19 protein-coding genes and 2 tRNA genes are annotated in these 25077 nt (G+C 67.1%); 6 read left to right on the forward strand and 15 right to left on the reverse strand.

Translation table 11 applies throughout. From position 1 onward, the window contains the following. Window positions 1-102 precede the first annotated feature (102 nt). Together phaR and Cte04_RS20460 are read right to left on the reverse strand one after the other, a co-directional pair. Window positions 103-639: a polyhydroxyalkanoate synthesis repressor PhaR gene (gene phaR / locus Cte04_RS20455; RefSeq protein ID WP_066483614.1), complete on the reverse strand. Its 537-nt coding sequence runs from the start codon at window positions 637-639 to the stop codon at window positions 103-105. Window positions 640-953: 314 nt separating this feature from the next. Next, window positions 954-1030 (reverse strand) — tRNA-Val (locus Cte04_RS20460). 190 nt (window positions 1031-1220) lie between these two features. Between Cte04_RS20460 and Cte04_RS20465 the strand changes: the two genes are divergently transcribed. Continuing rightward, a complete protein-coding gene (locus Cte04_RS20465; RefSeq protein ID WP_066483569.1) occupies window positions 1221-2144 on the forward strand; it encodes a Dyp-type peroxidase in 924 nt (307 codons plus the stop codon). 33 nt (window positions 2145-2177) lie between these two features. Here the strand turns inward: Cte04_RS20465 and dsdA are convergent, their stop codons facing one another. From dsdA to Cte04_RS20485, 4 genes are all read right to left on the reverse strand, one after another. Next, window positions 2178-3551 (reverse strand): D-serine ammonia-lyase, encoded by a 1374-nt coding sequence (gene dsdA, locus Cte04_RS20470; RefSeq protein WP_169798073.1) that lies wholly within the window; start codon window positions 3549-3551, stop codon window positions 2178-2180. A gap of 170 nt (window positions 3552-3721) precedes the next feature. Then, window positions 3722-3798, reverse strand: a tRNA-Val gene (locus Cte04_RS20475). 63 nt (window positions 3799-3861) lie between these two features. Continuing rightward, the gene (locus Cte04_RS20480; RefSeq protein ID WP_066483571.1) at window positions 3862-6111 is read right to left on the reverse strand and encodes a RelA/SpoT family protein; all 2250 of its coding nucleotides are present in this window, start codon (window positions 6109-6111) and stop codon (window positions 3862-3864) included. A gap of 9 nt (window positions 6112-6120) precedes the next feature. Further along, window positions 6121-7158: an alpha/beta fold hydrolase gene (locus Cte04_RS20485; protein WP_083526781.1), complete on the reverse strand. Its 1038-nt coding sequence runs from the start codon at window positions 7156-7158 to the stop codon at window positions 6121-6123. 75 nt (window positions 7159-7233) lie between these two features. Here Cte04_RS20485 and Cte04_RS20490 point away from each other — a divergent pair, with 75 nt between their 5' ends. Continuing rightward, window positions 7234-8016 (forward strand): 3-hydroxybutyrate dehydrogenase, encoded by a 783-nt coding sequence (locus Cte04_RS20490; RefSeq protein WP_066483617.1) that lies wholly within the window; start codon window positions 7234-7236, stop codon window positions 8014-8016. A 121-nt stretch (window positions 8017-8137) separates the two neighbouring features. Here the strand turns inward: Cte04_RS20490 and Cte04_RS20495 are convergent, their stop codons facing one another. Beyond that, on the reverse strand, window positions 8138-8884 hold the full coding sequence (locus tag Cte04_RS20495; protein WP_066483574.1) for an SIMPL domain-containing protein: 747 nt from the start codon (window positions 8882-8884) through the stop codon (window positions 8138-8140). A gap of 301 nt (window positions 8885-9185) precedes the next feature. Here Cte04_RS20495 and ompR point away from each other — a divergent pair, with 301 nt between their 5' ends. The 3 genes from ompR (at window position 9186) to Cte04_RS20510 (ending at window position 12696) form a co-directional block, all read left to right on the forward strand. Continuing rightward, window positions 9186-9917 (forward strand): osmolarity response regulator transcription factor OmpR, encoded by a 732-nt coding sequence (ompR, locus tag Cte04_RS20500; protein WP_066483619.1) that lies wholly within the window; start codon window positions 9186-9188, stop codon window positions 9915-9917. 334 nt (window positions 9918-10251) lie between these two features. Beyond that, on the forward strand, window positions 10252-11742 hold the full coding sequence (locus Cte04_RS20505) for an ATP-binding protein (protein ID WP_066483575.1): 1491 nt from the start codon (window positions 10252-10254) through the stop codon (window positions 11740-11742). 288 nt (window positions 11743-12030) lie between these two features. Further along, complete coding sequence (locus tag Cte04_RS20510; RefSeq protein WP_066483576.1) at window positions 12031-12696, forward strand: 3'-5' exonuclease; 666 nt, start codon at window positions 12031-12033, stop codon at window positions 12694-12696. 35 nt (window positions 12697-12731) lie between these two features. Here the strand turns inward: Cte04_RS20510 and Cte04_RS20515 are convergent, their stop codons facing one another. Then, a complete protein-coding gene (locus tag Cte04_RS20515; protein WP_245633458.1) occupies window positions 12732-13895 on the reverse strand; it encodes a GGDEF domain-containing protein in 1164 nt (387 codons plus the stop codon). 231 nt (window positions 13896-14126) lie between these two features. On the opposite strand from Cte04_RS20515, the gene Cte04_RS20520 reads away from it, so the two are divergent. Then, window positions 14127-15410: an O-acetylhomoserine aminocarboxypropyltransferase/cysteine synthase family protein gene (locus Cte04_RS20520; protein ID WP_066483580.1), complete on the forward strand. Its 1284-nt coding sequence runs from the start codon at window positions 14127-14129 to the stop codon at window positions 15408-15410. Window positions 15411-15486: 76 nt separating this feature from the next. Here Cte04_RS20520 and egtB read toward each other — a convergent pair whose 3' ends face one another. The 7 genes from egtB to Cte04_RS20555 form a co-directional block, all read right to left on the reverse strand. Beyond that, the gene (gene egtB, locus Cte04_RS20525) at window positions 15487-16818 is read right to left on the reverse strand and encodes an ergothioneine biosynthesis protein EgtB (RefSeq protein ID WP_066483582.1); all 1332 of its coding nucleotides are present in this window, start codon (window positions 16816-16818) and stop codon (window positions 15487-15489) included. Next, window positions 16811-17689 (reverse strand): L-histidine N(alpha)-methyltransferase, encoded by an 879-nt coding sequence (gene egtD / locus Cte04_RS20530; RefSeq protein ID WP_066483621.1) that lies wholly within the window; start codon window positions 17687-17689, stop codon window positions 16811-16813. The genes egtB and egtD overlap by 8 nt, the downstream gene beginning before the upstream one ends. Window positions 17690-18187: 498 nt before the next feature. After that, entirely contained in the window at window positions 18188-18799 is a 612-nt protein-coding gene (locus Cte04_RS20535) for an OmpW/AlkL family protein (RefSeq protein WP_066483583.1), read from the reverse strand. Between the two features lie 168 nt (window positions 18800-18967). Beyond that, window positions 18968-19981 carry a DUF808 domain-containing protein gene (locus Cte04_RS20540; protein ID WP_066483585.1) on the reverse strand — a complete coding sequence of 338 codons (1014 nt, stop codon included), beginning with the start codon at window positions 19979-19981 and terminating at the stop codon, window positions 18968-18970. A gap of 231 nt (window positions 19982-20212) precedes the next feature. Next, the gene (locus Cte04_RS20545) at window positions 20213-21415 is read right to left on the reverse strand and encodes a VWA domain-containing protein (protein ID WP_066483587.1); all 1203 of its coding nucleotides are present in this window, start codon (window positions 21413-21415) and stop codon (window positions 20213-20215) included. Continuing rightward, window positions 21412-23958, reverse strand: a complete 2547-nt coding sequence (locus Cte04_RS20550) for a DUF5682 family protein (RefSeq protein WP_066483590.1) — start codon at window positions 23956-23958, stop codon at window positions 21412-21414. Before Cte04_RS20550 ends, Cte04_RS20545 begins: the two co-directional genes overlap by 4 nt. A 4-nt stretch (window positions 23959-23962) precedes the next feature. After that, window positions 23963-25045 (reverse strand): ATP-binding protein, encoded by a 1083-nt coding sequence (locus tag Cte04_RS20555; RefSeq protein WP_066483624.1) that lies wholly within the window; start codon window positions 25043-25045, stop codon window positions 23963-23965. Window positions 25046-25077: the final 32 nt, after the last annotated feature.

Below are 25077 nucleotides of genomic sequence, written 5' to 3' on the forward strand. Positions count from 1 at the left end.
TCTTTTTCGTTGGCACAGCGGCAAAAACGGACCAAGAAAAAGCCGCTCGCCCGTCGGCAAGCGGCATCGGACAATGCACCCGCCTTACGGGCGCCCAAGGCGCTAGCGCTTGATACCCAAGGCCCCCAGCATCTGCTCGGTCTGCTTTTGCATCTGCTCCTGCATTTGCGAGAACATGTTCTGCGACTGCTCCATGTAGCTGCTCATCATGTTCTGCATCATGGGCGGCTGCATGCGCATGAACTGGTTCCAGGCCTCGGGCGAGGCGTTGTGCGACTGCTCGGCCAGCTTGTTCTGGAAATCGGTGAACAGCTGCACGTTCTTCTCGATGTACGACCCCATGTAGCCCTGCATGGCATGGCCGTAGAAACGGATGATGTTGGCCAGCACGGCCTCGGAGAACATGGGCGCGCCGCCGGCCTCCTCTTCCAGAATGATCTGCAGCAGGATGGAGCGCGTGAGGTCCTCACCGGTCTTGGCATCCTTGATCACCACGGGTTCGCTGTCCATCACCATCTGCTTGACTTCGGCCAGGGTGATATAGGACGAGGTATCCGTGTCGTACAGGCGCCGGTTCGGATACTTCTTGATCACACGCTGCGAGCTCTGGGATTCGGCCCCCTGATTTTTTTCCACCATCGCACGCTCCTCCTTCGGATGGACATTGCCGGTATTGCGCTGCAACAGATTTTAGGCAGTGCATGCCTGTCGATTGCGAGCAGTAACCCTGACCGGTCATAGCGCAGGCGCAAAAGCCTGCGCTATGCAAACAAAAGCAGCTGGCGCATGCTGCACCATCATTTCACGCGGAAATGACAGCAAACTCAAGCCATACCCGGCGCCAAAAGCTATGAATTGATGAGCTTTCGGTCGGTGCACTCTGTTTGCGGACAAAAAAAATCCCGCCAGCAGCGGGATTCTTTGCTTCACCTGCATGCAGGCAAAACCATGTATGGTAGGCGCGATTGGACTCGAACCAACGACCCCCACCATGTCAAGGTGGTGCTCTAACCAGCTGAGCTACGCGCCTGTCGTTGAAGCTGAAATTATAGCAGCAGACAAAGCCAGCTTTGGCCAAGCCGCGCAATTTTTTCCTCTCCCGATCCTGGCGCTGGCCGACCGGCAAGCCACGGCCCCCAGCCCATCCCGCAATCGCAGCGGCATGCCCGCGGCTGCGGGACAATAGGCCGCTACCTTCATCCCGACAAAAGAACCAATACATGCCTCTGTACCAAGCAGGAATACTTGCACCGCTGCCACCCGTGGGGCGCTATGTTTTCTTTTCCCTCGCCGGCCGCGACGCCGATGCCATCCGCACCGCACTCCAGCGCCTCCAGCCCCTGGTGGACGGCAACAATGCCGTGGTGGGCATGGGCCCGCAACTGGCTGCCGCCCTGGACAGTCCCCTGCCTTTTCTGCGTGAATTCCCGTCCCTGCAAGGCCCTCGGTTCCAGGCTCCCTGCACTCCCACGGCACTGTGCCTGTGGCTGCGTGGCACGGACCGCGGCGAGCTGCTGGCGCTCACGCGCCGCCTGGCACTGGCACTGCAGCCGGCCTTTGCCCTGCAGCATTCGGTGGACGCCTTTGTGCACCGCTGCGGCGACAATGGCCTGGGCCGCGACCTCACCGGCTACGAGGACGGCTCCGAGAATCCCACGGGCGATGCCGCCACACTGGCAGCCCTGGGCCGGGCCCAGGGCGATGGCCTGGATGGCGGCAGCTGCTGGGCCTTGCAGCAATGGGAGCATGATTTCACGGCCTTCCAGGCCATGCCTTCTCAAGCACAGGACCATGCGATCGGCCGCCGACTCAGCGACAACGAGGAGCTCGAGGACGCTCCCGCATCCGCCCACGTCAAGCGCACGGCACAGGAGAGCTTCGAACCCGAGGCCTTCGTCATGCGCCGCTCCATGCCATGGTGGTCCGCCAGCCCGCAAGGCGCCGACCGCGCGGGCCTGATGTTCTCGGCCTTCGGCTGCAGCTTCGATGCCTTCGAAGCGCAGATGCGCCGCATGCTGGGCATGGACGACGGCATCAGCGACGCACTGTTCGGCTTTTCCAGACCTTTGAGCGGCTGCTATCTGTGGTGCCCGCCCATGCGCGACGGCCGGCTGGACCTGCGCCGGCTGGGCATAGGCCGCTGATACCCGTGCGCCCGGCACTGCGGCCGGGCTTTCTCATATTCCGCCGGCCGGCTTTGCCAAGCCTTCCCTGCCCCGCTGCAGATAGGCGGCGAATTCCGGCTCGGGCACCATGGAGCCGCCCGTGGCCCAGACCAGGTGGGTAGCCTGCGCCAGCTGCTGCGGCGTCAATGCAAGACGCGCGAGGTAGGCGCTGTCGCGCAGCACATGCAGCATGCCCGGCATGCCCGCCACGGCGGAAGGCTCCAGCTTCAGGCCTTCCAGCTGGTGCGCCAGCGCCAGAAAGCGAAACAGCGCACTGTCCTCCACGGTGAAATAGCCATCGATGAGCCGCTGCATGGCCTTGCCGACAAAGCCCGAGGGCCGGCCGACAGCCAGCCCGTCTGCCGCCGTGCGGTTGTCGATGCCGAAGTCCTGAACGCACACCTCTTCGTGCAGGCCGGTATAGACGCCCAGCAACATGCACGGCGAATGCGTGGGCTCGGCAAAAATGCAGTGCACGGCATCGCCGAACAGCAGCTTCAGGCCAAAGGCGACACCGCCGGGCCCACCGCCCACGCCACAGGGCAGGTAGACGAACAGCGGATGCGCGGCATCGACGGCAATACCCTCGCGCTCGAACTGCCGGGCAAGGCGCAGCGCCGCCACCGCATAGCCCAGAAACAGCTGGGGCGAATTCTCGTCATCCACGAAATGGCACAGCGCATCGCCCGCCGCCTGCTCGCGCCCGCGTGCGACGGCCGTGCTGTAGTCCGAGGCATATTCCACCACTCTCACGCCGTGGGCGCGCAGCCTATCCTTCTTCCAGGGCCTTGCATCGGCCGACATATGCACCGTGGCCTGAAAGCCCAGCTGCGCCGCCATGATGCCGATGGACAGGCCCAGGTTGCCCGTGGAGCCCACCGCAATCCGATAGCGCCCGAAGAATTCACGCGCCCGGGCACTGGCCAGCTTCTCGTAGCTGTCGCCCGGCTGCAGCAGGCCCTGCGCCAGCGCCAGGTCCTCCGCATGCTTGAGCACTTCATGGATGCCGCCGCGCGCCTTGATGGAGCCCGAGACCGGCAGGTCGCTGTCCTTCTTGATCCACAGCCGGCCCGGCAGCGGCAGGCCCGCATCGGCCGCCAGCCGCTGCTGCAGCTTATCCAGCGGCGCGATGGCGGACTCCAGGATGCCGCCGGCCTGCGCCGTCTCGGGAAAGACCGCCGCCATATACGGCCCAAAGCGCTGCAGCCGCTCGCCGGCATGCGACACGTCCGCAGCATCCAGCCCCACATCGCCCAAGGCCTGCGCAGCCGGAGCCACGGCCGGGTTGAACCATGCCGTCTCGCGCAGCGCGGTCAGGTCCCCGACCAGCGGATGGCTGGCAATCCAGGCGGACAGCGGTTTTCCATGAATCAAGGTATGGGACATAGGCAGGCGATAAAAGGGCAGGAACCCGGCATGCCGCCAGGCCGACAAGCCATTCTAGGATGCGACCCGCCCTCCCCGCGGATGCGCTCCAGCGCATGCCACAAAAGCAAAAAGGCCTGCAGTTCATGCAGGCCTTTTGCGGTGCAAGCACTGGTCTGGCTTGCGGAATTTGGTAGGCGCGATTGGACTCGAACCAACGACCCCCACCATGTCAAGGTGGTGCTCTAACCAGCTGAGCTACGCGCCTGTGTTTGTTCGAGAACGCGATTCTAGCACGGTTTTCAGGCTCCCCAAAAAAGCCGCAGCCTTCCTAGCGCCGGCGCGCCGAGCGAACGCCGGCCACGCCCGCCACGATGCCCAGCACCTTGTTGAGGCGGCCCGAATCGGAAACTTCTACGGTGAACGTCATCCACGCCGTGCCCTTGACGGACTGAGTCTGCACACCGATCACGTTGGTCTTCTCGCGCGCGAAGACTTCGGAGATGTCGCGCAGCAGGCCTTGGCGGTCCGTGGCTTCCACGGCCACGTCCACGGGATAGACGGGCAGGCTTTTCTCCGAGGTCTTGGGCAGCCCCCAGTCCACGTCGATCACGCGCTCGGGGTTGCGCGCGCACATCTCGCGGAAGTTCGAGCAGTCGGCCCGGTGCACGCTCACGCCCTTGCCGCGCGTGACAAAGCCGCGGATATCGTCGGGCGGCGCAGGCTTGCAGCATTTGGCCAGCTGGGTCATCAGCGAATCGACGCCGACCACCAGCACCCCGCCCTTGGGCGTGTCCGTCCCGCGGGCCTTGCGCACCAGCGTGAGCTCATCGGGCTCGGGCTCCTCTTCGCTGGGCCGCAGCACGGCCTCGATATTGCGCAGCGAATACTCGTCCTTGCCGACCACCTCGAACAGTGCATCGGCGGACTTGAAGCCCAGCTGCACGGCCAGTTCCTCAAGCTTGACGGCCGTCTTGCCTTCGCGCTGCAGCAGCTTTTCCACGGCCTCGCGACCGCGCGACACGGTCTCGTGGGTGGCCTGGGCATTGAACCACGCGCGCACCTTGGCGCGTGCGCGATTGCTGACCAGATAGCCCAGATCTGCATTGAGCCAGTCGCGCGAGGGCCGGTCCTCCTTGGCCGCGGTGATTTCCACGGTCTGGCCGTTTTCCAGCGGCGTGTTCAGCGGCACCATGGCGCCATCGACGCGCGCGCCGCGGCAGCGGTGGCCCAGGCTGGTGTGCACCGAGTAGGCAAAGTCCACGGGCGTGGCACCTTGCGGCAGCTCGATCACCGCGGCATCGGGCGTGAGCACGTAGATGCGGTCCTCGAACAGGCCGCGATGGTTGGTGGCCGCCAGATCGCTGCCCCAGGCCAGCAGCTGGCGCAGCACGGCGATCTTGGCGTCGTACTCGCTGGCCGCCGTCACGCCCGCATAGCCCTTGGTGCCGGCTTCCTTGTAGGCCCAGTGCGCAGCCACGCCATGCTCGGCATGGTCGTGCATGGCCTGGGTGCGGATCTGAATCTCTATGGTGCGCCCCGTCTCGTCGCGCACCACGGTATGCAGCGACTGGTAGCCATTGGGCTTGGGCTTGGCGATGTAGTCGTCGAACTCGGCTTCCAGCGGCGTGAACTGCTCGTGCACCCAGGACAGGGCCGCGTAGCAGTCCTTGATGGTCGGCACGATCACGCGCATGGCGCGGATGTCGAACAGCTGGTCGAAATTCAGCGACTTGCCGCGCATCTTCTTGACGATGCTGTAGATATGCTTGGGCCGGCCCTGCACCGTGGCGCTGATGCTGTGCGCACGCAGATCGGCCTCGAGCCGGGCGCGCATCTGCTCCATGTAGGCTTCGCGCTCGACGCGCTTTTCGTCGAGCAGCCGCGCGACCTCGCGGTAGGTGTCGGGCTCCAGGAAGCGGAAGGACAGGTCTTCCAGCTCCCACTTGATCTGCCAGATGCCCAGGCGGTTGGCCAGCGGCGCGAACACGTTGAGCGCCTCGCGCGCGATGCCCGGCGACACCGGCCGCTTGGCCGCCGCGTAGTAGCGCAGCGTTTGCAGCCGCGAAGCCAGGCGCAGCAGCACCACGCGCAGATCGCGCGAGAAGCCCAGCAGCATCTTGCGCACGTTCTCGGTCTGCGTGGCCTCGTCGTCCACATGCTGATGGCCCGCGCCGCGGGCATGCTGGCCACGCGCCTGCTGCTGCACGCGCATGAGCTTGACGGTTTCCATGGCCAGCGTGGCGAAGTTCTCGCCAAAGGCCTTGGTGATGACTTCCTGCGGGCGGTTCAGATGCACGCTGGCATGCACCAGATAGGTGGCGGCCTGCATGGTCTCGGAGCCGCCGATCTTCTTGAGGATGGCCGCCACGGCATCGGCATGGGCCAGGGCGTTCTCCCCGGTCTCCATGACCTCGGAGGCAATCAGGGGTTCGGCAAAGGCGCGCGCGCGCGCCAGCGCATTGACCTGCTCCGGCAGGGTGTGCGCGGTGGCCAGGATCAGCTGCGGCGTGGGTTCGACGATCCGCGGCGCTGAATGGGACGACGCCTCGGCTGCAGGCACCGTATCGTTGGTTTTCATGCAGCGTTCCTAAGTGTCAGATTGCGCCTGTTGGGCAAGACTCATGGTATCCGGCAAGCGCTCATCCCCTTGTAAAAACTTTCGCACCAGGGCCACCTGGCCCGGCACCACCAGGGTCGGCGCATGGCCCACCCCTTCCAGCTGCGTGCAATGCGCCTGCGGCCCCCGCTGCGCCATGGCGCGCGCCGTAGCGGGCGAGAGCAGGTCGGACTCGGCGCCGCGGATCAGCAGCACCCGGGCCGCGATCCGGTCGTAGAACTGCCACAGCACGGCCTCGCCGGCCGCGGCCGACTCGGGCGTCATGCGCGCCATCGGCACGGCAATGCGCGGATCGTAGTGCAGCACAACCCCGCCTTGCAGCGAAGGCTTGACCATGGCCCGCGTCAGCTGCAGCCACTGCCCATCGCTATGTGGGCCGAATCCGGCCGATATCAAGCGCAGCGCGGCAGCGGCCTGCTCCAGGTTGGGAAACTGCAAGCTTTTGCCCAGGTACTGGCCGATGCGCTCCAGCGCCTTCCATTCGATGGCCGGCCCCACATCGTTGAGCACCAGGCGCCGGACGGGAACCGGCAGGGAGAGGCCGGCCTGGCCGGCCCCCGGTCCTGCCGCCATGGCGGCAATGCCCATGCCGATCAGGCCGCCCATGCTCGTGCCCACCCAGTCCAGCGTGCGGATGGGCGCCTGCGCATGGAGCTGCACGAGCAGCGCCAGCATGTCGGCCGCATAGAGCGGCACCTGATAGCCCAGGGGATCCTGCAGCCAGTCGCTCTCGCCACGGCCGACCACATCGGGGCAGATCACGCGCGCGAAACGGCTCAGTTCGGCCGCCAGCGCATCGAAGTCGCGCCCCTGGCGCGAAAGCCCATGCACGCAGACGATGACATGGGGATGACCGGCATCGCCGGTGTTGTTCCATTCCCAATAGGCCATGCGGTGCACGCCCTCGGGCAACTGGCCGGTTTCGGCATGGCGGCGCGCATCCGCCCATGCGGGGGCGGCAGCGCTGGCGCCGGGACAGGATACGTAATTCAGCTTAGGTTGATTCATGGAGCACGCATTCACGAAACCGGCGCCGATAATGGCTGTGTTGCATCGTAATTCATTCGGAGACCCTGTATGCCCATGTTGAAAGGCAAAACCGCCCTCGTGACCGGATCGACCAGCGGAATTGGCCTCGGTATCGCCACTGCACTGGCCCGCCAGGGCGCCAATATCGTGCTCAACGGCTTCGGCGACGTGGAAACGCCGCGCGCCCAGGTGCTCAAGGCCGGCAAGGCTGCCGGCGCCCAGGTGGCCTACCATGGCGCGGACATGAGCCGCGCGGCCGATATCGAGGACATGATCGAATACGCGCAGCGCAACTTCGGCCAGGTCGACATCCTCGTCAACAACGCCGGCATCCAGCATGTGGCCCGCGTCGAGGAATTCCCGCCCGAGCGCTGGGACGCCATCATCGCCATCAACCTCACCAGCGCCTTCCACACCACGCGCCTGGTGCTGCCTGCCATGCAGAAGTCCAACTGGGGCCGCATCATCAACGTGGCCTCGGTGCACGGCCTGGTGGCCTCGGCGCAGAAGTCCGCCTATGTGGCAGCCAAGCACGGCATCGTGGGCCTGACCAAGGTCACCGCGCTGGAAAATGCCACCACGGGCATCACCTGCAACGCCATCTGCCCGGGCTGGGTGCTGACGCCGCTGGTGCAAAAGCAGGTCGATGCCAAGGCCGAGGCCCAGGGCATCTCCAACGAGGAGGCCACCAAGCAGCTGCTGGGCGAAAAGGAGCCCTCGCTGCAGTTCACCACGCCCGAGGAGCTGGGCGAACTGGCCGTGTTCTTCTGCTCGCCCGCGGCCGGCAATGTGCGGGGCGTGGCCTGGAACATGGACGGCGGCTGGGCCGCTCAGTGACTTCGCTATCAAACAAGAAGCAGCCTGCGCCTGAATAGAAAAGAATCCAAGGCGATTTCGCATCAAACCCATGGAAAAAAGGAGCGCCATGCGCTCCTTTTTTCATGGGCGCATGCGGCGTTCAGCGCATCTGCACCGAACCCGAGACATGGACCACGACCTGGGCCTTGCCGGCTTCCACGGGCATGGCATCCATCTCGGCGCCGCCGGCCTTGGCCGCCATGGCCATCATGTGCGGACGCGGCAGGGGCATGGCGCTGTTGCTGCTGTTGACGCTGACCTCGCGCAGGCTGTAACCCGCAAAGCCGAAGCTCTTGGCCAGCGTGGAAGCGCGCTGCTTGAACTGCTCGATGGCCTTGGCCTGGGCTTCGCCCTCGACCTTCTCGCGCGCCTCGCGCGACAGGCCGAAGCCGATGTTGGCCAGCGGCATGTCCTGCACCTGGGCCGCCGTCTGCGTGATGCGCGCAAAGTCCCGGCCCTGCAGCACGATCTCGGCACGGCCCTGCCAGCCGTCGATCTTGTTGTCCTTGCCGTAGCGCGGATAGATGCCGAAGCTGCCGGTGCTCACATCCATCTGGCCGGGCTGGGCACTGCGCCGGGCCACGGCCAGCGCGGCTTCCACCACCTTCTGCAACTGCGATTGCACCGCGGTCGCATCGCGGCCGTCACGCGTGGCCGCCAGCGTGGCGACCAGCAGGTCCTGCACCACGTCCACCGAGCCTTCGGCCGACAGCTGCACCACGTTCATGGGCTGCGCCGCCGCACCGTCGCCCCCCTGGGCCCAGGCGCCGCCGGCGCAGGCCAGCGCGGTCGCCGCAATCATGGAACGGCTCCAGGAACGGGACAGCTGTTTCGAGATCTTGCTCATGCATCACCTTTGCAATGAAAGGAATCCGAGGGATACAGCCGCATGCCGTCCTTTCGCTTCGGCACGCCGCCCGGCGGAGCGCAGAAGACCTGCCCACCCGCCACTTATTGATCACAATGATGCAACAATAATTGCATCAATCAGGCAAAACAAGAGTCAATAAATCTAAAGAAACATTTTTCGTCCTAAATTTAAACGCAAAATATGTAACACAAGGCAAAACAAGGCGGTTTTCGACTGACTTTTCCGGCCAAGCTGGTAACAATGGCCGCTGTTACAAATCACGAACCGAGGATTGTTCATGGCAACGACAAACAACCGTACCGACAAGATCCTGGTGGTGGATGACGATGCTCGTATCCGCGACCTGCTGCGCCGCTACCTGACGCAGGAAGGCTTCGAGATCATGATTGCCGAAGACGGCAAGGCCCTGAACCGCATCCTGCTGCGCGAGACGGTGGACCTGATCGTGCTGGACCTGATGATGCCCGGCGAGGACGGCCTCTCGATCTGCCGCCGCCTGCGCTCGGCCAATGACCGCACCCCCATCATCATGCTCACCGCCAAGGGCGAGGACGTGGACCGCATCGTGGGCCTGGAAGTCGGGGCCGACGACTACCTGGGCAAGCCCTTCAACCCGCGCGAACTGCTGGCGCGCATCCACGCCGTGCTGCGCCGCCGCCCGCCGCAGGAAGCGCCGGGCGCGCCTTCGGGCGACAACGAGGTCGTGACCTTCGGCCCCTTCACCTTCGACCTGGGCACGCGCGTACTGCAGAAGAACGGCGAGGAACTGCCGCTGACCACCGGCGAATTCGCCATGCTCAAGGCCCTGGTGCGCCACCCGCGCCAGCCGCTGTCGCGCGAAAAGCTGGCCCTGCTGGCACGCGGCCGCGAGTTCGAGCCCTTTGACCGCAGCCTGGACGTGCAGGTCTCGCGCCTGCGCAAGCTCATCGAGGAAGATGCGGCTGCGCCGCGCTACATCCAGACCGTCTGGGGCGTGGGCTATGTGTTCGTGCCCGATGGCGTGAACTGACCGGCCCCATGCACGCACGGCCATGCTGTCGTGCAGCCATTGGCCTTCACCGCAGTAGCACATTCATTGCTCGGGAAATGTCATCTTTTCATGACAAAGCCAGACCAAACGCGGTATGGTGCCGACCTTGCCCGGACCGCGGGCCGGGAGGCGGCCGCCAGGCCGCGGCTGTGGCCTGTTTGTCACGGCAAAGACAACCCGTAACTTCGGGCGGCAGCGCATGGCGTAGGCTTGGTGCCCACCATGACACCGCCCGAGAGAAATTGAAGCGACCACTCATTTTCAGCGACAGCCGCTCGTCCCTGCTCCCACCGCTATTTGCACATTGCTGCTCATGAGTGTCTTTTCCGCCACGCCCGCCGACGCCACCAGCCCCGTGCCATTGGAGTACGAGCGGCGCCTGACCGCGCGCTCGCCCCTGGGGCTGAATCTTTTCTGGCGCACGTTCTGCCTGCTGGCCCTGTTGCTGGTGGGCAGCATCCTGGCATGGCTGCAGACACTGCGCGCGCTGGATTTCGAACCGCGCACGCTGCACACGGCGCAGCAGATCGCCTCGCTGGTCAACCTGAGCCGGGCGGCCCTGGTGCACTCGGATGCGATCAACCGCGTCTCGCTGATCAAGACCATGGCCGACCAGGAAGGCGTGCGCATCCTGCCGCGCGAGCCCGGCGACAGCTTCGAGCTGCTGGACCAGAACACGCTGGGCAAGCGGCTGACCGAGGAACTCACGCGCCGCCTGGGCTACGGCACCATCGTGGCGCGCAGCGTCAACGGCGAACCGGGACTGTGGGTGGGCTTCACCATCAATGGCGACCGCAACTGGCTGCTCATGGACCGCTCGCGCTTCACGCCGGCCAGCGGGCGCACCTGGCTGATCTGGCTGGTCACGGCCGGGCTGCTGTCGCTGATCGGCGCCGCGGCCATCGCGCGGCTGATCAACCGGCCGCTCAAGCAGCTGTCGTTCGCCGCCAACCGCGTGCGCGACGGCGACTTCGACGCCAGCCAGCTCGACGAGGAAGCCGTGACCAGCGAGATCCGCGAAGTCAACATCGGCTTCAACCGCATGGCCCAGAAACTGGCCAAGCTGGAGCAGGACCGCGCGGTCATGCTGGCCGGCATCTCGCACGACCTGCGCACGCCGCTGGCGCGCCTGCGCCTGGAAACCGAAATGAGCGTGGACGACGAAGTCGCGCGCGAGCACATGGTGGCCGACATCGTGCAGCTGGATGCAACCATCGACAAATTCCTCGACTACGCGCGCCCCGACCATGTGACGCTGAGCCCCGTGGACCTGCATGCCGTGGTCTCTTCCTGCGTCTATGCCGTGCAGGACCATCGCGAGCTGCAGATTTCCATGGCCGTGCCCGAAGGCATGTACGTGCTGGCCGACGAGGTGGAACTGGCCCGCGTGATCTCCAACCTGTTCGAGAACGCGCGCCGGTATGGCAAGACGCCCGACACCGAATCCACCTATGTGGACGTGACCGTCAAGGAAAACGGCAGCTGGCTCGTGGTGCGCATCCGCGACCACGGCACGGGCGTTCCGCCCGAACAGCTGGCCAGCCTGACCCAGCCGTTCTTCCGCGGCGACTCGGCGCGCACGGCAGCGGCCGGTGCCGGCCTGGGCCTGTCCATCGTCGACAAGACGGTCCAGCGCATGGGCGGCGTTTTTGCACTGTCCAACTCCTCCTCGGGCGGCTTGGTCGCTCACATCCAGCTGCAACGCGCCATGGGTGTGACCGAAGGCGCCGCACCCGAGCAGCGCCTGCAGCGCCCCCAGATCAAGCGCCACTTGCGCCAGCGCAATGCGGACGCCGAAGATTGATGCAGCGCAATCGAAAGCCCTGCCGGCTCGAGTCCCTCCCCCTTCCGGACTGAGGCCCATCGACCCGCTACCTGGCGGATATCGCAGCCGGCCCTTGCGCTTCTTTCACCCCGCCCGACGCCCATGATGATTTTTTAGGCATTGCAGGCAAACCTCCAGCCGGTGCGGGTTTGCGCGGTTACCCGGGCAGTTGTCCACAAGAGAATCCCCACAATCCGGGGACAAAGGCAAGCGCCCCACGCCGGCTCGCCGCATGGGGAAGCGTCCGGGCTGCACAATAGCGTCCATATGCCCAGAATCAAACCGCCCAGCAAGGAAGAATCCGCGCTGCTGCCCTCTTATGCAGGCCTGCCCGACAGCGCCATCCACGTGCCGCAGACCGAGGCCGATTTCGCGCTGGCGCGCCAGCGCCTGCTGTCGGCGACGGTCCTGGGCTTCGATACCGAGAGCAAGCCGCTGTTTCACAGCAGCCAGACCGATACCGGCCCGCATGTGGTGCAGCTTGCCACGGAGCAGGAAGCTTGGCTGTTGCAGCTGCACCATCCGCAAGCCGTGGAACTGGCCCGCGAAGTGCTGGCCCACGCAGGCATCTGCAAGGCAGGCTTCGGCCTGGACAACGACAGGCATGCGCTGCCGCGCAAGCTGGGCGTGGAGCTGCACAACATCCTGGACCTGGACCGCGTCTTCAAACGCCATGGCTATGGAGCCTCGGTCGGCGTGCGGGCGGCCGCGGCGCTGGTGCTGGGGCAGAACTTCCGCAAGTCCAAGAAGACCAGCACCTCGAACTGGGCCGTGCGCCAGCTCAGCGAAGCGCAACGCCGCTATGCGGCCCATGATGCACATGCGGCAGCGCGGGTGCAGGCTGCGCTGGCCGGATGGGAACACCGGCAGCCCCCCGTGCCGGCACCAGGCAGGCGCCCACGCCCGGGCCCGCAGGCACAGCCCCAGGCCTGAGGGCCGTCGCACGGCGCTTTCGCCCGGTGCCCTGTTCAGGCAAAGGCCTGCAGATGGATGCGGTCGCGCCCGGCCTGCTTGGCCGCATAGGACAGCACATCGGCCTCGTCCAGCGAGGCGCGCAGCGACTGCCTTGTCTGCACCGCGGCAATGCCGAAGCTCATGGTGATGCGCATGTCGGGCGGAAGCATGGCCAGCGGCATGGCACGCAGCTGCTCCCGGATGCGCTGCACCACCTTCTCCGCCTCCGGCAACTGCACGCGGCCCAGCAGCAGCACGAATTCCTCGCCGCCAAAGCGCGCCACCAGGTCCTGCTCCCTGACCTGCTGCATCAGCAACTCGGACACGGCCTGCAGCACCTGGTCGCCGCAGGCATGGCCGCAACGGTCATTCACGCGCTTGAAGTGGTCGATATCCCCGACCACGGCCACCCAGGGTCCGCTGCGTCCGTTGCCCAGCAGTGCATCGGCGGCCTCCTCGAAGCCGCGGCGGTTGAGCAGGCGTGTCAGGGGATCACGGTTGCGCTCGTCGCGCATGCTCATGTAGACGGTGCGCATGGAGCAGGCCAGCAGCAGCACGGAAAACCAGATGGCAAACAGCAGGCTGCCGGCCAGCATGGCAAGCCAGTAGCCCGAGTGCGTCAGCACGATCGGCCCATGGGCGGGCACCAGCAAGGCCGCGGTAGCGGCCCTGAGCACATGGTAGGCCGCCAGTCCCAGAAACGACCAGTGCAGCAGGCGCTCCAGCCGGTCGGCAGGCAGCCGGGCCCGCCACAGGCGGCGCGCGGGCAGCAGCAGCAGGGCGCCAACGCCCAGATTGAGCCATTGCATGCGCGCCCACAAGTCGTCATGCATCCGCGAGTGGTAGTAAAGCCCGGCCAGCGTCGCCGCCGAGATCAGCGCCCCGGCCTGCCAGGAGATGGACCCGATACCGGCCCGCAGCGCCATGCCCTGGGCCAGGCACCAGAGCCCGGCCAGGTACAGCACGGCGGTGAACAGCGACCACTGGCTCAGCTGCGCATTGCTCATCAGGCTTTGCAGCCCCATGGCCAGGGAAGGGAGCACATAGCCTGCTGCCACCCACAGCAGAAAGCGCGCGGACCTGCTGCGGCGCTGCACCCACCAGCAGGCGACCAACACCATGCCCAGCGCAATCACCCCGGCCGGCGCGGTCAACGAGAAATATTGATGGGCATTCACGTTCACGATTCGCTCTGGCAAAACCCGGTCAGGGCGCTCAAGGACAGGGCCGCTGCACGCCGTTGCATGCATGGCCGCCGGCTCGTTTCAAAGTGTATCAGCGGATTCTGCGCGGCATAAGCACATAGCGAATCCGTTGTTTCCCCTTCCCGCGGCCGCCACCCATAATGGCCGCTCGCACCGGGTCCCAGAGCCCCTTCCCCGATTCTTTCCGTGAATAAAAGGTTGCAGATGCATATCGAGACATTGGCCGTACATGCCGGCTACTCCCCCGATCCCACGACCAAGGCCGTGGCCGTGCCCATCTACCAGACGGTGGCCTATGCCTTCGACAGCGCCCAGCACGGCGCCGACCTGTTCGACCTCAAGGTGCCGGGCAATATCTACTCGCGCATCATGAACCCCACGAACGACGTGCTCGAAAAGCGCGTGGCGGCACTGGAAGGCGGCATCGCCGCCGTGGCCGTGGCTTCGGGCATGGCGGCCATCACCTATGCCATCCAGGCGATTGCCGAGGCCGGCGACAACATCGTCTCGGCCAGCACGCTCTACGGCGGCACCTACAACCTCTTCGCCCACACCTTCCCGCAGCAGGGCATCACGGTGCGCTTCGCCGATCCGCGCGACCCGGCCAGCTTTGCCAGGCTCATCGACGACAGGACCAAGGCGGTGTTCGTCGAATCCATCGGCAACCCGCTGGGCAATGTGACCGACATCGCCGCGCTGGCCAAGGTGGCCCACGACCACGGCGTGCCGCTGATCGTGGACAACACCGTGCCCAGCCCCTACCTGCTGCGCCCCATCGAGCATGGCGCCGACATCGTGGTGCATGCGCTGACCAAATACCTGGGCGGCCACGGCAACAGCATCGGCGGCGCCATCGTGGACAGCGGCAAATTCCCCTGGGCCCGGCACAAGGCGCGCTTCAGGCGCCTGAACGAGCCCGATGTGAGCTACCACGGCGTGGTCTATACCGAGGCCCTGGGCGAGGCCGCCTACATCGGCCGCGTGCGCGTGGTGCCGCTGCGCAACACGGGTGCGGCCCTGTCGCCGCACAACGCCTTCCTGATCCTGCAGGGCATAGAGACGCTGGCGCTGCGCATGGACCGCATCTGCGAGAACACGCAGAAGATCGCCGAGACGCTGCAAAGCCACCCCAAGGTGGAATGGGTGCGCTACGCAGGCCTGAAGGACCACCCCGACCATGCGCTCGTGCAGCGCCAGCTGGGCGGCCGGGCATCGGGCATTCTGTCGTTCAGCCTCAAGGCGGCTGACGGCGATGCGCGCGCGGCCGGTGCGCGTTTCCTCGACGCACTGCAGCTGTTCACCCGCCTGGTGAACATCGGCGATGCCAAGTCGCTGGCCACGCACCCCGCCTCGACCACGCATCGCCAGCTCGATGCGGCCGAACTGGCCAAGGCCGGCGTCAGCGAAGGCATGGTGCGCCTGTCCATCGGCATCGAGCACATCGACGATCTGCTGCAAGACCTGAACCAGGCCCTGGCCGCGGTTTGAAGCATTTAGGGCTGCAGCGCTTTTCCATCAAGCGCTGGCAGCTCTTTATTCAGTAGCATCGGAGCGGGCGAAGCTGTCAGCCGGCATCGCGTGCCAGCCGCAGCCCCGTCATCTGCCAGCGGGCAGCGGCGGGAAAAAAGTTGCGGTAGCTCGCCCGCGCATGGCCCGGGGGCGTCAGGCAGGAGCCGCCGCGCAGCACGTACTGGTTGACCATGAACTTGCCGTTGTATTCGCCCACGGCGCCCTCGGCCACGCGAAAGCCCGGGTAGGCCGCATAGGATGACTGGGTCCATTCCCAGACCTGCCCGAGCTGCATCCCGCCCGCCTCCTGCGCCATGGGCCAGGGATGCAAGCGCACCCGGTCACTCTCCTGCGGGCCCTCATCCCCCTCTTCTTCGGCCAGCGGCCAGTGCGGTGCCATCGCGGCCTCCCATTCGGCCTCGGTGGGCAGGCGCGCACCGGCCCAGCGCGCATAGGCATCGGCCTCGTAATAGGACAGATGGGCCACGGGCCGCGCCGGATGGAGCGGCAGGGCGCCATGCAGGCTGAACTCCTGCCAGCCAGCCTCCGCCGCCCCCGTGCTGCGCCAGTACCAGGGATGGAGCAGCTGCTGCGCCTCGCGCCAGTCCCAGCCTTCTGCCAGCCACCACTGCGGCTGGCCGTAGCCGCCGCTGCGCACAAACGCCAGGAACTCGGCGTTGCTCACCGGCCGGCTCGCAATCTCGGCCGCCTGCAGAAACACCGCATGCCGCGGCAGCTCGTTGTCGAACGCAAAGCCCTGCCCCGCATGGCCTGTCTCGTGCAGGCCGCGCTGCACCGGCAGCCAGTGCAGCGCCGGCACGGCATCGTCCTGGGCATCACCGGGACCACCGGGCGACACGGGGTCCGGCATATAGGCGGGCCATAGCGGATGGCAGGACAGCAGATGCTTGATGTCGGTCAGCAGCAGTTCCTGGTGCTGCTGTTCGTGCTGCAGGCCCAGCTCCACCAGATCGCCGATGGCGCGGCAGGCCTCGGGCCCCTTTCTCGTGCCGCGCGCCATACTTTCCAGCAGCGCCAGCATGCGCTCGTCCACCGCATCGCGGTAGTCCCGCACCTGCTGCAGCGAGGGCCGCGTGAGCAGGCCGCGCCGTGCGCGCGGATGGCGCTCGCCCACCTGCTGGTAGTAGGAGTTGAACAGCATGCGGAACGACGGATCGAACGCCTCGTATCCGGGCACATGCGCGGCCAGCACGAAGGTCTCGAAGAACCAGGTGGTGTGGGCCAGGTGCCATTTGGCCGGACTGGCATCGGGCATGGACTGCACGCAGGCGTCCTCGGCCGACAGCGGCTCGGCCAGCCGCTGGGTCCGGGCGCGCACGCGCAGGTAGCGCCCGGCCAGGGCCTGCAGCGCATGCGGCTCAGGCATGGGCGTGAATGACGGCAAACCAGTTCCGTGCATCGGTCCAGACGCGCTTGCGGCCGAAGCCGGCACGCGACAGCATGCCGAGAAACGTGCCCAGCGGGTATTTGTAGCTGTTTTCGGTGTGGATGGTCTCGCCCTCGGCGAACTGGCGCAGCCCTTGCGGCCAGCCCACGATCACCGGCCGCAGCGCACGCAAATGCATTTCCACACGCGAATGCACGGCGTCGAAGCGCGCCTCGTGCGCCCAGTCCTGCAGGTCGAAGTCGCTGCCCAGCACGCGGTTGACATGCTGCAGCACATTGCGGTTGAAGGCGGCCGTCACGCCCTGGGCATCGTCGTAGGCGGCGATCAGCACCTCCCGGGGCTTGGGCAGGTCTATGCCGATGAGCAGCGCGCCGTCGTCGCCCAGCAGGCTGCGCATATGGGCCAGCATGTGCTGGGCCTGAGCGGGGTCGAAGTTGCCGATGGAGGAGCCCGGGTAGAACAGCAGGCGCCCGGCACGCGGCACGTCGGCCGGCAGGGCCCATTCCTGCGTGAAATCCGCAGCCACGGCGCGCGCTGCCATGGGCGAGAACTCCTGCTGCAGCCGCTGCACGGCCCGGGACAGGAAACCGGCCGCGATGTCCACGCCCACGAACTGCCGCGGCGCGAGGCTGCGGCACAGGCGGCGCACCTTCTCGCAATTGCCGGCGCCCAGCTCGATCAGCACCTGGCACGGGCCCATGGCCTCGGCCATGGCCTGCTCGTAGCGCGCCATGATGGCGTCCTCGGTTCGCGTCGGGTAGTACTCGGGCAGGCGCGTGATCTGCTCGAACAGCGCGCAGCCGCGCTCGTCGTAGAAGAACTTGGGAGAAATCTGCGCCGCGGGCTGCATCAGGCCCTGGCGCAATTCGCGCTGCAACTCCTGCTGCAGCTGGTGCTGCGAGGGCTGCGCGGGTTCGCGGGCACGGGCGCTGCTGCGCAGCGCGAAACGCCCCGTGGGCAAGGGCAGGGGCAATCGCCCGGCTCTGGAAAACTGCTCCGCCCGCATCGACATACCGTCCATGGCCTGGTCTCCTTGCAAGCCGATCGCCGGCCTCGGCCTGGCGTGCGGCATGGATGCATTCTGTCGCCGTGCACGGGAGGCGCGGCTGCCGGCCCCTGCCGCCGCGGCAGGCCCGAGCGCCAGACTAAGGCCATGCTCCGGCGGCCGGCGTAGGAGTGCTTCCTGGATTCATGACTTTCTCATGAATCCAGCTGCAACCTCTTTCCCGGCAGTCATCTGAAGCTATGTTTACAGTAGCATGAAAACAAAAATCGGCATGCCGCAGTGCAGCATGCCGATTCCGCAACCCAAGGCCTGGCAGGCGGCCAGGCGCTGCCGCGGCAGCGATCAGAAGCGGTAGCCCACACCCACGCCGACCAGCCAGGGATCGACCTTGAAGGGGGTGTTGTCGAAGACGCCGGCGCCGGTCACCTTGGTATCGATGAAGACTTTCTTGACATCGAAGTTCAGCGACCAGTTCTTGTCCAGCGCATAGTCGAAGCCCACCTGCAGCGCGCCGCCGAAGCTGTTCTTCTTGACGGTCACGGCGCCGTCCAGGATGTCCACGTTCGAAAAGCGCGTGTAGTTGATGCCGGCGCCCACATAGGGCTTGAACGCGCCGAAATTGGTGAAGTGGTACTGGGCCAGCAGCGTGGGCGGCAGGTGCTTGAGCGAGCCGATCTTGCCGCCGTTCAGGCGCACGTCGTGCTTTTGCGGATAGGTCAGCACCAGCTCGGCCGCGATATTGGGCGTGAAGAAGTACGACACGTCGACTTCGGGCATCCATTTGTTGTTGATGCTCACGCCGGCATCGCCCGCGGCGCCGCCGTTGTCGCTGTTCAGGTGCACGGCGCGCATGCGCACCATCCAGGGGCCGCTGCCGTCGAAGGACTGGGCAAAGGCGGTGCCGGCGGTCAGGGCGCTGGCGGCTGCGGCAATGGCGATCAGGGTCTTTTTCATTGGGATTTCCTTGAAGTGATTCCTGGGAGGCGATGCATCCCCTGGCCCTGATTGAAACAAGGCGTTCACTCCAAGGGTTTGTCCCAGGTCAACCCGAAACCACCTCGGCCGTCGCGGCCCTGCGGAAACCGCAATGCGTTGCCCTGGCGCCACGCACCGGCCCTCTCTTCAATGCGGGGCCGGGGCCGGCCGCAGCCTGTGCCACAGCTCCACGCCGGCCACGACCGCGCCGCCCACCACGGCGCCGACACCCACGTGCACCAGATGCGGCACCACGGCGGCGGCCACGCCGCCCAGGGGCTCGATGCTGTCGTGCAGCCAGTGCGTGACGGGCGGCATGCCGTGCACCAGCAGGCTGCCGCCCACGAGGAACATGGCGGCCGTGCCGACGATGGACAGGCCCTTCATCAGCCAGGGCGTGAAGCCGATCAGCCCGCGCCCCAGGGCCTGCGCGGCGCGGCCCGCGCGCGCCATGAGCCAGCTGCCCACATCGTCCATGCGCACGATGGCGGCCACCAGCCCGTAGACGAACACGGTGATGGCCAGGGCCACGACGCACAGCACCAGCGCCTGCTCCCAGATGGCTTTTTGCGCCACCGTGCCGAGGGCGATGGCCATGATCTCGGCCGAGAGGATGAAGTCCGTGCGCACGGCGCCGGCCACCTTGGCCTTCTCGTACGCGACCGGGTCCACGGCCTTGGCGCGCGCGGCACGCACCGAGGACGGCGCCACGCCGGCCTGCGCGGCCTGCTGCGCGTCGATGCGGGCCTCCTGCACATCGGGTTTCTGATGCTTGTGGAACAGCTCCAGGATCTTTTCCACGCCCTCGAAGCACAGAAAGGCGCCGCCCACCATCAGGAGCGGCGTGATCAGCCAGGGCGCAAAGGCGCTGATGAGCAGCGCCGCGGGAATCAGGATGGCCTTGTTCTTGAGCGAGCCCTTGGCCACGGCCCAGACCACGGGCAGCTCGCGGCTGGCGCGCACGCCGGTGACCTGCTCGGCATTGAGCGCCAGGTCGTCGCCCAGCACGCCCGCCGTCTTGCCCACGGCCACCTTGGTCATGGTGGCCACATCGTCGGCCGCGGCCGTGCTCTTGGCCGCCGCGGTCTTGGTCATCAAGGCCACGTCGTCCAGCAGCGCCGCGATATCGTCCAGCAGCATCAAAAGGCCAGCACCCGCCATTGCATCTCCTTGTTCGGCAATGCCCCATCATGCAGCGCGCCATGCGCGCCCGAAGCCAAACCCCGCGGGCTGCGGGGCAAATCGCATGGCGGCGGCGCCAGGGCATGCTATGCATCTGCAAGCTGCCAGCGCGCACCGGGCCTGCACTGCAGCCCTTGTCGGCCATGCAATGCAGGCAAGGCGCGTGCCAGCTGCTCGCAATGCAGGAGCGCGCAGCGCCGCCGGTCGCCGCTACTTGCTGGTCCTGAAGCCCTGCGTCGCGGCCCAGGCGGCCACGTCGTCGCGGCGGATCGCCGCGGCCATGAGCTGCGGAAAGGCATCGGGCGTGCAGGCGAACGATGGCACGCCCAGCGCCGCGAGCTTGGCGGCCAGTTCCGCGTCGTAGGCGGGCGCGCCCTCGTCGCTGAGCGCCAGCAGCGTGATGAACTGCACGCCGGCCTCGACCAGCTCGTGGGCGCGGCGCAGCAGGCCCGACTCCACGCCGCCCTCGTAGAGGTCGGAGATCAGCACCAGGATGCTGTTGCGCGGCTCGCCGATCAGCCCCTGGCAGTAGCCCACGGCGCCGTTGATGTCGGTGCCGCCGCCCAGCTGCACGCCGAACAGCACATCGACGGGATCGTCGAGCTTGTCGGTCAGGTCCACCACGGCGGTATCGAACACCACGAGCCTGGTGGAGACGGCCGGCAGGCTGGCCATCACCGCACCGAAGATGCTGGAGTACACGACCGAGTTGGCCATGGAGCCGCTCTGGTCTATGCACAGGATCACCTCGCGCTGCGGGCGGCGCGCCTTGCGGCCGTAGCCGATCAGCGTCTCGGGCACGATGGTCCGGTACTCGGGCTGCCAGTGGCGCAGGTTGGCGCGGATGGTGCGGTTCCAGTCGATCTCGGCATGGCGCGGGCGGCGGTTGCGCTGGCTGCGGTCCAGCGCCCCGGCCACGGCGCTGCGCATGGGGTCCTCAAGCTTTTTCATCAGCTCATCCACCACCTTGCGCACCACCAGCCGCGCCGTGGCCTTGGTGTTCTGCGGGATCACGGAGCCCAGCGAGATCAGGTCGGCCACCAGGTGCACGTCGGGCTGCACGTTCTCCAGCATCTCGGGCTGCAGCAGCAGCTCGCGCAGGTTCAGGCGCTCCATGGCGTCGCGCTGCATGACCTGCACAACCTGGCTCGGAAAATACTTGCGGATGTCGCCCAGCCAGCGCGCGACCGAGGGCGAGGAATTGCCGCGCCCCCCGCGGCGCGAGGCCAGCTTGCTGTCCTCCTCGTACAGCGCGGCCAGCGCCTGGTCCATCTCCTGCAAGCGCCCCGAGACACCGCCGCAGCTGGCATCGGCGGGCCCGCCCAGCACCATGCGCCAGCGCTGCAGCCGCGTGGTGGGCTGCAGCGCCTGCTCGTCGATGGCATGGGTATCGGCAGCTGCCGCATCGTTCATGGCGTCACCTCGCTGAGTTCTTCGGAAACAGGAGCAGCCGGCGCTTGCTCTGTGAGCGCTGCGGGCAGATCCAGCCCCAACAGCTCATCGAGCACGGGCAGGGCCAGCACGGCGCGCGCTTCGTCCCATGGCGGAGCCTGCGGCGGCGCACCGCCTGCCGCACCTTGTGCCACGGCCGCTGCAGCAGGCCCTGCGGCACCGCCCACGGGCGTGCGCCTGGCCTTCTCGCCCAGGCTCTGGCGCTCGTGATTGCTGAAGGCCGAGAAGCTGCGCCGCACCAGCGGCAGGATCTGCGCGAACTGGGCCTCGCCCAGCTGCGTGAGCCAGGCGTCGACCGCGCCCCAGATGGCCTCGTCGTGCAGCAACACCAGGGCCTGCTGGTTGAGAAAGCCATCGAGCCAGGCCGCCACATCCATGGGCGCCACGCCCAGCGACAGATTGCGGCCGAACTGGGCCACGGCTTCGCCGCTCTCCAGCAGGTGCTCGTCCAGCAGCAGGCGGCAGGCCATGCCGCGCAGCAGGGCCGCCGCGGCGTCGCCCATGGCCAGGCTTCTGAGCGCGGCGCGCCAGGCGTTGCGCGACTCCCCGGCTTGCGCATCGGGTTCGCCGGCGCCGCGCAGGCGCAGCGCGTCATGGGCGGCCAGCACCTGGGTCCGCATGGCGGCAGCGGCTTCTTGGTCCATGGCCATGCAGGCCACGGGCAGGCCGATGGCGGCGCGCAGCACCAGGGAGTCGATCACCGCGGCCAGCAGTGCCGTATCGGTCTGGCGCACGCTGCCGTAGCGGTACACACCGGCCAGCGGCGGCAGGGCCTGCAGCAGCTGGGCCACGTCGCCGGTGGTCGCGGCGCGCTCGGCCAGCGTGGCGATCAGGGCCTCGACCAGCTGCGGCAGATCGGCCAGCAGCGCATCGTCGATCGCCTGGGCCAGCGCGGGTAGCGGCGTCCCGGGCGTCAGGCTGGCGCGCAGCCTGGCCGTGGCGGCCTGGGCCACGGTGGAGCCGTGCACACTGGCCTCGATGATGCGCACGGCCAGCTCGGGCTGCCACTGCAGCTGCCAGCTTTCGCGGAAGGTGCCGCGGTTGCGCTGCGCATCGCGCGCCAGCGTGCCCCAGTCGATGCCCAGCAGGCGCAGGCGGTGCAGAAAGCGGCTGCGCGCCAGGTCGGTGTCCTTGCGCAGGTCCAGCGCCAGCAACCGGGTCGCCGCCTCGGGCTTGAGGCGCAGCGTCTTCTGCTGCTGTTCGATGTCGCGCTGCAGCGGCACCTGGGGCACATCGGCCGGCACGGTGCCGAGCACGTCGCCCACCGTCAGGCCGTCCTCGATCAGCTGCAGCGGCGCGGTCTCGCCCATGCAGATGACGGTGCTGATGGCTTCGTTGAGCTCCTCCAGGCCCGGCGAGGGCTGGCCGCGCAAGGCCGCCAGGCTTTCGGCCAGGCGCGTGGCCTCGATGATGTGGGCGCTGGAGCAGTCCAGGTCCTTTTCGCGCAGCAGGTGTGCCACGCGCGCGAGCCAGCCGGCCGTGCGCACGGTGCTGGCGGGAACCGCGGCCACCGGTGCCTTGCCGGGCGCCGAACATTGCCACAGGTGCGCATACCAGCCCGGCGAGGTGACGCCCGCGCCATAGCCACTGCTGCTGGCCAGGTTGCGGTAGGTCCAGGGCGCCCAGGTGGCCTGCACCTTGGCCTTGGGCAGGCCCTTGAGCAAGGCGCTGTCGGCCTTGGCCGTCACGTTCTCCTTGAGCGCCTGCACATGCCAGGCACCGCAGACCACGGCAATGCGCTGGTGGCCGGTCCTGACCGCTTCGCGCATGCACTGGCGCATCCAGGCCTCGCGCAAGGCTTCGCGCCGCCCGTAGTGCGCACCGCGCCAGTGCTCGCCATGCGCGCCGCTCTCTTTGGCGATCTCGCTGCGCACGGCGGCCATGGCCTCGGCAATGCTCTCGAACAGCTGCTCGCTGTCGCCCCGTTCTTCCACCAGGCGGTTCCACCAGCTTTCGCCATCCTCGAAGCCCGCCGCATGGGCCAGCCAGTCCAGCGGATCGCCGGGCAGATGGCGGGCGGCAATGTTCGCCTCGCCATCGAGCGCCATATCGGCGCGGTCCTCGGCAGCGGGCAAGGCCTGCCCGGCAGCGGCCGCTTCGCCGCCTTCCACGGCATCGTACTGGCCGCCGGCTTCGGATTCCGCCTGCTCCGGCCTCGGCTGCTCGCGCCGCTGCGCCTCGATCGCCATTGCATGGGTCTGCGGCAGGTCGAAAAAACGTACCGGCACCTGGTGGCGACCGGCCCAGTGCAGGGCCTGCCATTCAGGCGAGAACTCGGCAAACGGATAGAAGGCCGCATGGCTGGGCTCGTCCTGCCGGTAGACCAGCATGGCCACGGGCGGGCACAGCTCGGGGCTTTGCAGCAGGGGCAGCAGGGCCTCGCCCTCCGGCGGGCCTTCGACCAGGATGCAGTCGGGCTGCAGGCGCTCCAGCGCCGCCAGCAGGCTGCGCGCGCAGCCCGGGCCATGGTGGCGTATGCCAAAGAAATGCAATGCGTCGCTCATAGGGTCAGAGCTGTTCGCGGCAGGCGCGGTACAGATCCTTCCAGTCGCTGCGCTCCTTGACCACGGTTTCCAGGTATTCCTTCCAGACCACGGCGTCCTGCACCGGGTCCTTGATGACGGCACCCAGCAGGCCCGAGGCCACATCGCCGGCGCGCAGCACGCCGTCGCCAAAGTGCCCGGCCAGCGCCATGCCGCTGTTGATGACCGAGATGGCCTCGGCCGTGGACAGCGTGGCGCTGGGCGACTTGATGCGCACCGTCTTGCCGTCCTCGGTCTGGCCATTGCGCAGCTCGCGGAAGATCTGCACCACGCGGCGCACTTCCTGCAGCGCGGGCGGCTCGGCCGGCAGCTGCAGCGCGCGCCCCTGCTCGGTCACGCGCTTGGTGACGATCTGCACCTCCTCGTCCTGCGAGGCCGGCACGGGCAGGACCACGGTATTGAAGCGGCGCTTCAAGGCGCTGGACAGCTCGTTCACGCCCTTGTCGCGGTTGTTGGCCGTGGCGATGACCGAGAAGCCCGGCACGGCCTGGAATTCCGTGCCCAGCTCGGGCACGGGCAGCGTCTTTTCGGACAGCACGGTGATCAGCGTGTCCTGCACGTCGGCGGGGATGCGCGTGAGCTCCTCGATGCGCGCGATCTTGCCCAGCCGCATGGCGTTGACCATCGGGCTGGGGATCAGCGCCTTGCCGGAAGGGCCATGGGCCAGCAGCTGGGCGTAGTTCCAGCCGTAGCGCAGCTGTTCCTCGCTGGTGCCGGCCGTGCCCTGGATGAGCATGGTGGAGTCGCCGCTGACGGCGGCCGACAGATGCTCGGACACCCAGGACTTGGCCGTGCCGGGCACGCCGTACAGCAGCAGCGCGCGGTCGGTGGCCAGCGTGGAGACCGCGATTTCCATCAGGCGCGGATTGCCGATGTATTTGGCGCTGACGTCAAAGCCGTTGCTGAGCTTGCCGCCCATCAGGTACTGCAGCACGGCCCAGGGAGACAGCTTCCAGTTGGGCGGACGCGGACGGTCGTCCACCTTCTGCAGGGCATCGAGTTCCTCGGCGAATTGCTGTTCGGCGTGCTGGCGTAGTACTTGGCTCATGGTGTGCTTGGGAGTGGAATTCGGAAAACGGA

It is taken from the genome of Comamonas terrae (assembly GCF_001544075.1).
Lineage (GTDB): Bacteria > Pseudomonadota > Gammaproteobacteria > Burkholderiales > Burkholderiaceae_C > Comamonas > Comamonas terrae.